Raw genomic sequence first — 12,456 nt, 5'->3', positions numbered from 1 at the left:
GGCGGTCCGGGCGGCTCGGACCTACCACTATGCGGCACGCGACCCCGGTACGACAGTGGAGATCGCTCAGAGGCCGGCCGCGTCGTCGTAGCGACGGCGTACCTCGGCCATCTCGGCCGAGGTCAGCGCCTCCTTGAGGGCGAGCTCCTCGTACGGGCTGGGGAACATCTCACGCAGCCGGTCGACGAAGCGGACCTCGGCGGTGGCCTCGACGGCCCGGATGCCGGGCGGGTCGGCCGCCATGTCGAGGATCACCGGGCCGGCCAGCTTGACCGCCACGTCCCACGGGCGCTTCGGCTCGGCGACGCCGCAGAGGTGGAAGCCGTAGACCGTGCGGACCTCGGCCAGAGTGGTGGCCACGGCCGGTTCGAAGCCGTACAGATGGACCCCGCAGACGACCGGAGGCTGCGCGCCGTCGGCGGCCGCCGCGGAGGCGCCGTGACCGGCGTGGTTGTGCTGGGCCGGGCTGGAGCTTTCGAGCGTGGTGCGCATCCGGTCGGTGATCTGCGTACGCAGGTCGGGCGGTTTGGCCTCCGAGCCGGAGGTGCCGTGCAGGATCGCCGCGCCGGCCGACGCGGCGATCAGGATCGCCGCCACGCCGGTGAAGCGGCTGCGGTACCAGGGGGAGGACATGCCGGCTCTCACCTCGTCACGGGGGTTCCCGGCCCCGGAACGCCGGGCGGCGTTCCGGGGCCGGGTCGGGTGGGGTTCGGTCAGGCGAAGTTCACGTCGCTGCACCACATGTAGGCCTGGTCGAGGTGCGAGGCCTGCCAGATGACGAACAGGATGTGGTGTCCGGTGTAGCCGGACGTGGAGATGTTGAAGGAGATGTTCTGCGCCGGGGCGTACCGTCCGGTCTGGGTGATGAAGTCGAGGTTGCCCCAGCCCAGGCTCTGGGTGGCCGGGTTGAACCCCTGCTTGCTGACGTAGACGCGGAAGTAGTCGGCGCCGTGGCTGGCCTGGTCGTACAGCTTGACCGTGAAGTTGCGCGAGACGGTGGTCTGCTTCCAGGCGCCGGGCTGGTTGAGGCTGTTGTTGCGGGACAGGCCGTTGCTGCACAGCTGCCCGTCCGGGGTGCGGGCCTGGAACTGCGCGCCCAGGCCGTCGCGAAGGGCGCTCATCCAGTTCCACATGGTGTCCGGGTTGGCCTGGAAGGCCTGCCAGCACATCGGGTCCTGCTGCTGCATGGCCGGGCTCATGTGGTTGCTGCCCCAGGTCTGCCAGCACTGATAGGCGCGGCTGGCCGGGCTGACGATCGTGCCGTGCGCCTGGGCCGAACCGGCCCAGGACAGCGTGCTGATCATCGTGGCGAGTACCACGGCGAGCACCCGGAGGGGATGACGGCGTACGGCTGAGGGGGATCGCACGGTATGCCTCCATTCGTCGGTGATCGGGCGTTGGGAGCGCTCCCACTCAGAGTTGCACCAAACTGTCCAAATATCAACCGACGTCTATGCCATAGGTGACGGCTCGGCCGGAGAGCCAGGTGTAGCGATCTTCCCGGCAACCATCTCGCCCATATAGATGATATTTCGCCCCATTTAGCGGCGATATGGTGGTGATCCCGTTCGAAGATCTTGCGTGAGGTGCGTATGTTCCGACTGTCCCGGCCCGTGGCGCTGACGGCCGCCGTATCGATGACCGCCGTTCTCGCCGGCCCGGGTGCCGCGTACGCCGCGGACACGACGACGTCCCTGTCCCCGGCCGAGATGTCGGCGGCGCTCAAGGCGGTGGCGGCCACGTCGACGGCGGCCACGTCCCAGGGCTGGAAGGCCACCATGGGGCTGTCCGGGCAGCTGTCGGCCTCGGGGCTGTTCGTCGTCGACCCGTCCGCGGGCGTGGTGTTCGACCGGACCATCATCGGCCGGCAGATGACGGCCGACTACGCGGTGGCGGGCAAGGGTCTCTACGAATATCTGGCCGACCCGTCGGCGCGCTCGGCGGTCAAGATGATGGGCCGTCCGGCGGTCAAGTTCGTGTTCACGGCGAACAAGGCGCTCAAGCTCGAGTCGTACGTGAAGGACGCCGGCATCGCACCGTCGACGGTGCTGACCGAGGACACCGCCCGCGCGGGCACCCGGACGGCGCACGACGACGGCACGGTCGACTACAAGTTCCGCGACGAGGGCGGCGCGGCCGTGACCATGCACGTGGACGCGGCCGGGGTGCTCGCGTCCGCGCGGGCGACCGACGACGGCGTGAACGTGGCCCTGACGTACACGTACGGCCCGCAGCGCGTGACCGTCCCGGCGGCGCCGGCCACGATCGGCGCCGCGGCGCTGACCCAGGGCATGGCCTATCTGGACATGGCGGCCACGGTCAAGCTGGTGGCCCAGCGGGGCGCGGCCGACACCCGGAAGGCCGCCCGCGGCCACAAGGTCAAGGTGGCGACGCTGCGCCAGGTGGTGCGGCGCGACGTGACCGCGGCCAACGCGGCGCTGACCGTGACGATGGTGAAGACCAGGAACGTCACGAAGGGCGTACGGGTGTACGCGACGAACCCGTGGACGCGCAAGACCGTGGCGTACACCGTCAAGGCCTCGGGCACGAAGGTCGTCGTCACGAAGAACAGCTAACGGGCGAGCTTCCCGATGTAGTCGTCCACCAGCGCGGTGAGCCGGGCGGTGACGGCCGGGTCGCCGGTGTGCAGCAGGCCCATGATGGAGGCGCCGTCGATGAGTGTGAGACACGCGTCGGCGGCGACGCTGTCGTCGAGGCCGTCGCGCAGCTCGCCGCGCTCGCGGGCCTGGGCCAGGCAGCCCAGGGTGAGCCGGCGCAGCGCGTCGCCGGATTCGCGCCGGGTGCGCAGCAGGCGGGGATCGGTCAGGGTCAGGCCGATGAACGCGATGTCGATCCGCGCTTCCAGGCGGCGGTCCTCGTCGAGGGGCAGGGCCTGAAGCAGAGCCTCACGCAGGGCGGCCAGGCCCTCGAGCCCGGCCGTCGTGCGCACCACCCGCGCGATCGCCCGGTCGTAGGCCATCCGGTGCGCGTCGAGCAGGATGTCCTCCTTGCTGGCGAAGTAGTGGCCGAGCACGCCGAGCGCGATGCCGGCCTCCTGGGCCACCGAGCGCAGAGTGACGGCGGGCAGGCCCCCGCGTTCGATGACGCGCCAGGTGGCGGCGCTGATCTGCGCCCGGCGGGCGGCGTGGTCGACGATGCGGGGCATGACGATCAGTGTGCCGCGTGCGCGGCCGTGGCATACGGCGGGCGCGGGAGAGTGATGGCCGACCAGAGCCGCGCGGTGCCGGCGGCGGCCAGCCAGATCGGCAGCGGCCACAGCGAGCCGCGCTCCCACACGCCGAGCCCGATCCCGGCGAAGGCGCCGGACGACTCGGCGGCGGCGGTGGCCACGATGCCGGCGACCGAGGTGAACGCCACCAGCACGGTGAGCGTGCCGGCGGCGCGGTGACCCGTGCGCAGCAGATGGGCGCCGAGGACGGCCAGCCCCGCGGCGACGGCGAAGGTCTGCACGGCGGCGGCCACGCTGTGCACGGTGAAGTCGGCGTTCTCGGGCACGAGCCCGACCACGATGGTGCCGAGGCCGCCGAGCGCGATGAGCCCGTACGAGAGCCGGCCGGAGCGACGGGTGTCGGCCGCGGCGAACAGCAGCCCGCCGAGCAGCCACACCGTTCCCCACAGCACGAACGACGTGTTCATGACCGCGTGCAGCGGGGAGCAGACGTAACGCCCCGAGCCGGCGGGAAAGTCGCCGCACGTGGTGGCGCCGAGGTCGCTGACGTAGTTGCGGGTCAGTGAGTAGGGCGTACGCCAGGCGGCCTGGGCCGCGTATTGCCCGAAGAACCACAGCAGGCTCGCGAACCACAGAAGCCCGCCGCCGAGGCGCATCCGGTCCTGAGCTGGTGTCGACGTCATGGGAGTCTCCTTTTTTAGATCAGATGAACTACTTACCGATCCAGACTGCGCCGGAAGCGGGGCCCCGGTCCAGTCTTTTCTAGTTCATGTGATCTAAAAAACGATCGCGTGTACCGCGCCTGCGGTATGCGCGATCACCGCGCTGGGTTGACGACGAAAGTGCAGGTCAACGGGACCCTTGAGGCATGACTTCACTTGCTCGCGGCTGCTTTCGGTGGCGGTTCGCCGTCGTCGGTGGCTGGATCGCCGCTCTGCTCGTCCTGGCCGCTCTGGCGCTGAGCCTCGGCACGGCGTTCTCCGATGACGCCGGCATGCCGGACAGTGAATCCGGCACCGCCTACAGCCTGCTGGCCGAGGCCAACGGCGCGGCGGCGGCGGGCACCACCTCGGGCACCATCGTCTGGCACGCCGAGAGCGGCGCCGTCGATTCCGCCGCCGTTCGCGGGCAGGTCGGCGGCGTGCTCGACCGGATCGCCGGCCTGCCCGGCGTCACCGGCGTGGTCAGCCCCTACAGCAGCGCGGGCAAAGCCCAGATCAACACCGAGGCACAGACCGCGTACGCCACGGTCACGCTCACCGAGGACGCCGACACCACCGGCGTCGAGCAGGCCGCGACGGCCTTGCGCGGCTCCGGCCTCGACGTCGAGCTGGGTGGCCCGGCCTTCACCGAGCAGCCCGGCGGGTCGCACGGCGGGGAGGCCGTCGGCCTGCTGGCCGCCCTGGTCATCCTGTTCCTGGTCTTCCGGTCGGCCTGGGCCGCCGCCCTGCCGATCATCACCGGCGTCGTCGGAGTTGCCACCTCGCTGCTCGTCGTCGTCCTGGCCGCGCACGTCGTCGACCTCGCCGCGACCAGCCTCACCATGGGCGCCCTGATCGGCCTCGGCGTCGGCATCGACTACGCCCTGTTCATCGTCAACCGCTACCGCCAGGCGCTGATGGCCGGCGACTCCGTGCCGGACGCCATCGTCAAGGCCGTCACCACCTCCGGCCGCGCCGTGATCTTCGCCGGGCTCACCGTGATCGTCGCGCTGCTCGGCATGTACGTCGTCAAGCTCGGCATTCTCACCGGCATGGCCCAGGCGGCCGCCGTGACCGTGCTGTTCACCGTCGCCGCCGCGCTCACCCTGCTGCCCGCGCTGCTGGGTCTGCTGGGCCGGAAGGTGCTGTCGCGCCGGCAGCGGACGGCGCTGGCCACCGGCACGCCGATCGTCGCGGGCCCGGGACGGGGTGCCCGGTGGGCGGCCCTGGTGCAGCGCGCGCCGCTGCGGTCGGCCGGCGCGGCCCTGGTGGTCGTGCTGGTGCTGGCCTCGCCGGTGCTGTCGCTGCGCGTCGGTGACGCCGACGCCAGCAGCGATCCGGCCGGTTCGGCCGGGCGCCACTACTACGAGCTGATGGCCGGTGGTTTCGGCGCCGGCTTCGACGCCTCGCTGCTGCTGGTCGCGGAAACGCCGGACGCCGCCTCCGCGCAGGCCTTCGCCGGCCTGGTCAAGCGGCTGCCGTCGGTGGACGACGTCGCCTCGGTGACCTCCCGGCCCGGTCCGAAGATCTCGGTGGCCACTGTCGTCCCGCGCACCAGCGCCCAGACCGCCGAGACGGCCGATCTGGTCGAGCGCCTGCGCGACGACGTCATCCCGGCCTCGGGCCTGCGGGTCTACGTGGGCGGCTCGACCGCCAGCAGCATCGACCTGGCCGGCGCGCTGATGAGCAAGCTGCCTCTCTATCTGGGCCTGATCGCCCTGATCGGCTTCCTGCTGCTGGCGGTCGCCTTCCGCAGCCTGCTCGTGCCGCTGGTGGGGGCGATCAGCAACATCGCCACCATCTTCGTCGGCCTGGGCGCGGTCACCGCCATCTTCCAGTTCGGGTGGGGATCGGAGCTGCTCGGCGTCGGTACCGGGGCCCCTGTCACCTATCTCATCCCGGTCCTGGTCATGGGCATCATGTTCGGCCTGTCCATGGACTACCAGGTGTTCCTGGTGAGCCGGATGCACGAGGAGTTCACGCACACCCGCGACAACCGCCGGGCCGTGCGGGCCGGACTGACCGAGACCGCCCAGGTGATCGCCGCCGCGGCCGGCATCATGCTGTTCGTCTTCGCGTCCTTCGGCTTCAGCGGCGAGCGGATCGTCTCGATGATCGGCATCGGGCTCGCGGTGGCGGTGGTGGTGGACGCGTTCGTGGTCCGCATGACCCTGATCCCGGCGCTCATGACGCTGATCGGCCGCGCCAACTGGTTCTATCCGCGCTGGGCGGCGAAGGTCACCCCGCGCGTGTCGGTGGAGGGCGCCGAGCCGGCGCACCGGGAACCGGCGCTGGCCGGGGCGGGCCAGGAACACTGACGGGGGACGGGCCCGGCCCGGGCTGCGGCGACCGGCCGCCGACGGAAAGGTTTGACGCGTGACCATTCGGGTGCTGCTCGCCGACGACCAGGCGCTGCTGCGGGCGACGTTCCGCCTGCTGATCGACGCGGAGGCGGACATGGAGGTGGTCGACGAGGCCGCCACGGGCGACGAGGCGGTCGCGGGAGCGCGGCGGAGCCGGCCCGACGTCGTCCTGATGGACATCCGGATGCCCGGCGCCGACGGCATCGAGGCCACCGGCCGGATCACCGCCGACGGCACGCTCGCCGGCACCCGGATCCTCGTGCTCACCACCTTCGAGACCGACGAGCTGGTGGTGGCCGCCCTGCGGGCCGGGGCCAGCGGCTTCCTCGGCAAGGGCGTCGACCCGGAGGACCTGTTGCAGGCCATCCGGGTCGTCGCGGCCGGCGAGTCGCTGCTGTCCCCGTCGGCGACCACGGCGCTGATCGGGCGCTTCCTCACCCTGCGGGAGCCGGCCGCCGTGGTGCCGCCCGTGGACCTCACCGCCCGCGAGCTCGAGATCACGGCACTGGTCGGCACCGGCCTGTCCAACTCCGAGATCGCCGGCCGGTTGTCGATCAGTGCCGCCACCGCCAAGACCCACATCAACCGGGCCATGATGAAGACCGGCTCCCGCGACCGGGCCCAGCTGGTGGTGTTCGCCTACGAGACCGGCCTGGTCACCCCGCGGACCGGCCGATGAGGACGCGGCCGTGGTGGTTCGTCGTCGTCCCGCCGGTGCTCACCGTCATGATCGAGCTGGCCATGCTCGCCTTCGGCAACGGCACGGCCGGGCTGCGCGGGCCGACCGGCGCCCAGCTGATTCTGATCTTCGTGGCCTCGGCCGCCCTGCTGCTGCGACTGCGCCTGCCGCGCACGGTCACCGCCGTCACGGTGCTGGCCGGCAGCGCGCTGCCGCTCTTCGGCGATCACGAGGTGCTGGTCAGCGTGGCCGCCATCGTCGCGCTCTACACCCTCGGCACCACCGTCGACCGGCGGACGGCGTGGCTCATGGCCGCCGGATCGGCCGCCCTGCTGGCCGGGAGCTCGGCCCTGTGGCTGCCCGATCACCTGCTGGACATCCGCGTGCTGGTGCCGCTGAACTACGTGGCGGCCGCGGTCGCTGTCGGTGACTCGGTCCGCAACAACCGCGTCGTGCTCCAGCAGGAGCGCCGCCGGGCCGCGCAGGCCGAGCTCACCCGCGAGGAGGAGGCCCGGCGCCGGGTCCGCGAGGAGCGCGTGCGCATCGCCCGCGACCTGCATGACGTCGTCGCCCACCACATCACCCTGGTCAACGCGCAGGCCGGGGTGGCGCACCATCTGATGAGGAGCAGTCCCGACAAGGCGTACGAGGCCCTGGCCGGCATCCAAGTGACCAGCCGGGCCGCCCTCGACGAGCTGCGGGCCACGGTCGGCCTGCTGCGCCGCGACGACGAGCCGGAGAGCCGCCAGCCGGCGCCGTCGTTCGAGCGGATCGACGATCTGGTCGGCTCCTTCCGCACCACCGGATTCGCGGTCACCGTCGAGCGCGACGGGCCGGTCCGCCGGCTGACCCCGACCGGTGACCTGGCCGCCTATCGGATCCTCCAGGAGGCGCTGACCAACGCCGGCAAGCACGGCACGCGGAACCGGGCCCACGTGGCCCTGACCTACTCCGGCGACCAGCTCGACATGGTGGTCACCAACCCGGCCCACCGGGGCCGCCGGGGTGAGGGCTCGGGCAACGGCCTGATCGGCATGGGGGAGAGGGCGCAGATCGCCGGCGGCACCCTGGACGCCGGCTTCGAGCCCGGCGGCACGTTCGCCGTGCGCGTCCGGCTTCCGCTGCTTCTAGGATGACCGGGTGTCCGCGACATACGGTCGCCACCTGCTGGCGGCGGTCCCCGACGTCGATCTGCGTCGATCGCTGTCCGCGCGGCTCGGGTCGTGCGGCTACCGCGTGGGTCGAGGCCGCGGCGCTCGCCTTCAACCGGAGTGGCGCTCGGATCAACTCGATCAGCCCCGGCGTCGTCGCCACCGCGATGGCCAGGGCCGAACGGGACTCGGCCTCCGGTCACCACATGATGGCCATGCTGGACGCCTGCGGCATCGGCCGCACCGGCACCCCGGCCGAGATCGCCGAGGCGGTCGCCTTTCTGACCGGACCGGGATCGCTCTACATCACCGGCACCGATCTGCTGATCGACGGCGGCCAGGCGGCCTGGCTGCGGCGGCACCGGGGAGCGCTCACGGGCGGCTGACCGACGGGACGACGGGGAACGTGACCCCGGTGAGGTCCTCGGAGACCGCCCACAGCCGCTGCTGGACGGCCACCTCGTACGACTGCGGGCTGGACGTGACCAGCCGGGGGTGGCCTTTGATCTCGTAGCGCCCGCCGGGCGCGTAGTACTGCCCGCCGAGGGCGGCCGGATCGGTGGCGGCGCGCAGGGTGGGAAGCGCGCCCCTCGCCGGCGTCTGGGTGATGACCGGGGCCAGCCAGGTGAGCGGGAGCCGCAGGGCGGCCGGGGTGTTGCGGGCGAGCTCGGTGCTGGACAGGCCGGGGTGCGCGGCCAGCGCGACGGTGGTGCCGTGCGGGGCCAGGCGGCGCTGCAACTCGTACGTGAACATCAGGTTGGCCAGCTTGGACTGGCCGTAGGCGCCGACCCGGCTGTACGACCGCTCCCACTGGAGGTCGTCGAAGTGGATGGCGGCCCGGATGCGGTGACCGGTGCTGCTGACCGTCACCACGCGGGAGCCGGCAACCGGCAGCATCAGGTCGAGCAGCAGGCCGGTGAGCGCGAAGTGGCCGAGATGGTTGGTGCCGAACTGCGTCTCGAAGCCGTCCCGGGTGGTCTGCCTCGGTGTGTACATCACGCCGGCGTTGTTGATCAGCAGGTCGATCCGGTCGAGCCGGGACCGCAGGCCGGCCGCCGCCGCGCGGACGGAGTCGAGCGAGGTCAGGTCGAGCGCCTGCACCGTGACGTCGCCGGTCATGCCGGCCGCGGCGCGCTCGCCCTTCTCGACGTCGCGCACGGCGAGCACCACCGACGCGCCGCGCTCGGCCAGCGCCCGCGCGGTCTCGTATCCCAGTCCGGTGTTGGCCCCGGTCACCACGGCCACCCGGCCGCGCTGGCTGGGAATGTCGGTCGTCGTCCAGTTCATGTCGGGCTCCCTTGATTAAGTACCGGAGGTATCTTGCTTGTCCGACGTTAAAGTACCGAAGGTACGATGTCAACGTACCGGGGGTACTTAAGTTAGGCTGGTGATCGTGACTTTCCAGCGGGCGCGCACCGAGGAGCAGCGGGAGATCCGCCGCCGGGCCATCCTCGACGTGGCGGCGGCGATGCTCGACGAGATGCCGGTGGCCGCAGTGACCCTGAACGAGCTCAGTCGCCGGGTCGGCCTGGCCAAGCCGAACGTGCTGCGCTACTTCGAGTCGCGCGAGGCGGTGCTGCTGGAGGTGCTCGACCATCTCCTGCGGGAGTGGCTGACCGAGCTGGCGGGCGAGTTGACCGTCGACGAGGGCGCGCCCATGGCTGAGCGGGCGACCGTGGTGGCCGAGGTGCTCAGCCGTTCGCTGGCCGGCCGGGTGGTGCTGTGCGACCTCTTCGGCGCGCAGGGCAGCGTGCTGGAGCACAACGTCTCGGTCGAGGTCGTGGCCCGCTACAAGCGCGCCTCGCTGGAGCGCCTGACGACGATGACCGCCCTGATCGAGAAGTGCCTGCCCGAGCTGGGAGAGGGCGCGACCCTGTTCAGCCTCCAGGCCATGGTGCTGGCCGGCGCGCTGTCGGCGTACAGCACACCCCCGCCCAGCCTGCGAGCGGCCTATCAGGCCGAGCCCGAGCTCGCCCGCTTCCACATGGATCTGCGCGAATCCCTGCGGCTCGCGCTGACCGCCGCGCTCCTGGGGGTGCTGCCCCGCGGCTGACGCTGCCATCGATCGATGAATGACGATATGGTGCCGGGATGGTGGACCACGGATTGAGCCGTCGCCGGATCCTGGGTGGAGCGGTGGGCGCCGCGGCCGTCGCCGCGGTGGGGCTGCCGCCGGGCCCGGCGACCGCGGCCGGAAAGGACACACCCGAGGTCGCCCGGTGGCGCAAGCAGGCCGCGCGGGTGACGATCACGCGTGACGACTGGGGCATTCCCCACATCGTCGGCCGCAGCGATGCCGACGCGGTCTTCGGGATGATGTACGCCCAGGCCGAGGACGACTTCCCCCGCGTCGAACGCAACTATCTGGTGAGCCTGGGCCGGCTCGCCGAGGCCGAGGGCGAGACCGCGATCTGGCAGGACCTGCGCCAGCGGCTCTGGCTCGAGCCGGGTGAGCTGAAGCGCGACTACGCCCGCAGCCCGGCCTGGCTGCGCCGGCTCATGCAGGCCTGGGCCGACGGGCTCAACTTCTATCTGGCCACCCATCCCGAGGTGCGGCCCCGGGTGCTCACCCGCTTCGAGCCGTGGATGCCGCTGAGCTTCTCCGAGGGCAGCATCGGCGGCGACATCGAGCGGGTGCCGCTCAGCCAGCTCGAAGCCTTCTACACCAAGCGCGCCGTGGCCGAGCCGGCCGCCGAGGATCGCGAGCCGCGCGGCTCCAACGGCTTCGCCATCGCGCCGCACCACACCCGCGACGGGCACGCGCTGCTGCTGATCAATCCGCACACCAGCTTCTTCTTCCGCTCCGAACAGCACGTGACCAGCGGCGAGGGGCTCGACGTCTACGGCGCCGCGACGTGGGGGCAGTTCTTCATCTATCAGGGCTTCAACGCGAACGCGGGCTGGATGCACACCTCCAGCGGCGTGGACAACGTGGACGAGTTCGCCGAGACCGTCGACACCGAACTGCGTTACCGGTACGGCCACCAGTGGCGCCCGATCAGCACGAAGACCGTCACGCTGGCGTACCGCACGGCCGACGGCGGACGGGCCAAGCGGACCTTCACCACGTACGCCACCCACCACGGCCCGATCGTGCGCGAGGCAGACGGCAAGTGGATCGCCTTCGCGCTCATGAACAAGCCCGTGCCGGCCCTGCAGCAGAGCTTCCTGCGCACCAAGACGCGCAACTACCAGGAGTTCATCCGCGTCGCCGGCCTCAAGGCGAACAGCTCGAACAACACGCTGTTCGCCGACAGCAGCGGCAATACCGCCTTCCTGGTGCCGCAGTTCATGCCGGTCCGCGACGACCGCTTCGACTTCCGGCAGCCGGTCGACGGCAGCGACCCGGCCACCGACTGGCGCGGCCTGCACAGCCTCGCGAGCCTGCCGCAGGCGGTGAACCCGCGGATCGGCTGGGCCTTCAACACCAACAACTGGCCGTGGACGGCGGCCGGCCCGGACAGCCCGGACGCCGAGGACTATCCGCGCTACTTCGACCAGGCCGGTGAGAACCCGCGCGGCCCCCAGGCCATCCGGGTGCTTTCGGCCCGGCGGGACTTCACCCTCCGTACGCTCCGGGACGCCGCCTTCGATCCGTACCTCACCGCCTTCGCCCGCCTCGTCCCGCGGGTCGTCGCGGCCTGGCAGAAGCTGCCGCCGGGCGACGCGCAACGGGCGCGGCTGGCCGGACCGGTCGACCTGCTGCGGCGGTGGGACTTCCGGTGGGGCTACCAGTCGACGGCGACCTCGCTGGCGGTGTTCTGGGGCGAAGCCGCCCGTGACGCCGGACTGCCGATCTGGGGCTCCGGGACCGAGCAGGTCACCGGCGCGCAGTGGCTGGCCGCGCTCGATCAGGCGGTGGACCGGCTCACCCAGGACTTCGGGAGCTGGCGGGTGCCGTGGGGTGAGATCAACCGGTTCCAGCGCAACGACGGCGCCATCACACAGACCTTCGACGACAGCAAGCCCAGCATCCCGGTGCCGTTCACGTCGGGACAGTGGGGTTCGCTGGCCTCGTTCGGGGCGCGGCGCTATCCGGGCACCAAGCGCTACTACGGCACGAGCGGCAACAGCTTCGTGGCGGTCGTCGAGTTCGGGCCGACGCTGCGGGCCTGGGCCATCACGGCCGGCGGTGCCAGTGGCGATCCCGCGTCGCCGCACTTCAACGACCAGGCCGTCCGCTACGCGAACGGCGATCTGCGGCCGGTCTACTTCTACCCGCGCGACCTGGCGGGGCACATCGAGCGCCGGTACCGGCCCGGAGAGTTTCCTGTGTGATCCGGACGCTCCGGCGGCCCGAGCGGGGAATCTCCCAGAGTTCTCCCAGAAGCGCTGAGAAGCCGGTCAGCCGGGTCGGCCAGCATCGGCGGCA

General features: G+C 71.5%; 12 protein-coding genes. 7 read left to right on the top strand and 5 right to left on the bottom strand.

What is annotated here, in order from left to right; all coding sequences use genetic code 11:
* Positions 1-66 precede the first annotated feature (66 nt).
* The gene (locus ACQP2X_RS35155) at positions 67-633 is read right to left on the bottom strand and encodes a hypothetical protein (protein WP_498689311.1); all 567 of its coding nucleotides are present in this window, start codon (positions 631-633) and stop codon (positions 67-69) included.
* A gap of 80 nt (positions 634-713) precedes the next feature.
* A complete protein-coding gene (locus tag ACQP2X_RS35150) occupies positions 714-1,367 on the bottom strand; it encodes a lytic polysaccharide monooxygenase auxiliary activity family 9 protein (RefSeq protein WP_498689310.1) in 654 nt (217 codons plus the stop codon).
* A 219-nt stretch (positions 1,368-1,586) separates the two neighbouring features.
* On the opposite strand from ACQP2X_RS35150, the gene ACQP2X_RS35145 reads away from it, so the two are divergent.
* On the top strand, positions 1,587-2,576 hold the full coding sequence (locus tag ACQP2X_RS35145; protein WP_498689308.1) for a hypothetical protein: 990 nt from the start codon (positions 1,587-1,589) through the stop codon (positions 2,574-2,576).
* Here ACQP2X_RS35145 and ACQP2X_RS35140 read toward each other — a convergent pair.
* Positions 2,573-3,166 carry a TetR/AcrR family transcriptional regulator gene (locus ACQP2X_RS35140; RefSeq protein WP_498689306.1) on the bottom strand — a complete coding sequence of 198 codons (594 nt, stop codon included), beginning with the start codon at positions 3,164-3,166 and terminating at the stop codon, positions 2,573-2,575. The genes ACQP2X_RS35145 and ACQP2X_RS35140 overlap by 4 nt on opposite strands.
* 5 nt (positions 3,167-3,171) lie before the next feature.
* Positions 3,172-3,873 carry a DUF998 domain-containing protein gene (locus tag ACQP2X_RS35135; RefSeq protein WP_498689304.1) on the bottom strand — a complete coding sequence of 234 codons (702 nt, stop codon included), beginning with the start codon at positions 3,871-3,873 and terminating at the stop codon, positions 3,172-3,174.
* Positions 3,874-4,058: 185 nt separating this feature from the next.
* On the opposite strand from ACQP2X_RS35135, the gene ACQP2X_RS35130 reads away from it, so the two are divergent.
* From ACQP2X_RS35130 to ACQP2X_RS35115, 4 genes are read left to right on the top strand one after another with little or no spacing between them, the layout of a single operon-like run.
* The gene (locus tag ACQP2X_RS35130) at positions 4,059-6,209 is read left to right on the top strand and encodes an MMPL family transporter (RefSeq protein WP_498689302.1); all 2,151 of its coding nucleotides are present in this window, start codon (positions 4,059-4,061) and stop codon (positions 6,207-6,209) included.
* A gap of 58 nt (positions 6,210-6,267) precedes the next feature.
* Entirely contained in the window at positions 6,268-6,933 is a 666-nt protein-coding gene (locus tag ACQP2X_RS35125) for a response regulator (RefSeq protein ID WP_498689301.1), read from the top strand.
* Positions 6,930-8,069: a sensor histidine kinase gene (locus ACQP2X_RS35120; RefSeq protein ID WP_498689299.1), complete on the top strand. Its 1,140-nt coding sequence runs from the start codon at positions 6,930-6,932 to the stop codon at positions 8,067-8,069. Before ACQP2X_RS35125 ends, ACQP2X_RS35120 begins: the two co-directional genes overlap by 4 nt.
* Positions 8,066-8,470: an SDR family oxidoreductase gene (locus ACQP2X_RS35115; RefSeq protein WP_498689297.1), complete on the top strand. Its 405-nt coding sequence runs from the start codon at positions 8,066-8,068 to the stop codon at positions 8,468-8,470. Before ACQP2X_RS35120 ends, ACQP2X_RS35115 begins: the two co-directional genes overlap by 4 nt.
* Here ACQP2X_RS35115 and ACQP2X_RS35110 read toward each other — a convergent pair.
* On the bottom strand, positions 8,457-9,371 hold the full coding sequence (locus ACQP2X_RS35110; protein WP_498689295.1) for an SDR family NAD(P)-dependent oxidoreductase: 915 nt from the start codon (positions 9,369-9,371) through the stop codon (positions 8,457-8,459). The genes ACQP2X_RS35115 and ACQP2X_RS35110 overlap by 14 nt on opposite strands.
* Before the next feature lie 100 nt (positions 9,372-9,471).
* On the opposite strand from ACQP2X_RS35110, the gene ACQP2X_RS35105 reads away from it, so the two are divergent.
* Both ACQP2X_RS35105 and ACQP2X_RS35100 read left to right on the top strand, forming a co-directional pair.
* Positions 9,472-10,137, top strand: coding sequence for a TetR/AcrR family transcriptional regulator (locus tag ACQP2X_RS35105; RefSeq protein ID WP_498689292.1), 666 nt, complete (start codon positions 9,472-9,474; stop codon positions 10,135-10,137).
* A 38-nt stretch (positions 10,138-10,175) separates the two neighbouring features.
* Positions 10,176-12,362, top strand: coding sequence for a penicillin acylase family protein (locus tag ACQP2X_RS35100; protein WP_498689291.1), 2,187 nt, complete (start codon positions 10,176-10,178; stop codon positions 12,360-12,362).
* Positions 12,363-12,456: the final 94 nt, after the last annotated feature.

Source organism: Actinoplanes sp. CA-131856 (assembly GCF_050956135.1).
Lineage (GTDB): Bacteria > Actinomycetota > Actinomycetes > Mycobacteriales > Micromonosporaceae > Actinoplanes.
The sequence above is the reverse complement of the archived record's forward strand: the minus strand, read 5'-3'. Positions and strand labels throughout refer to the sequence as shown.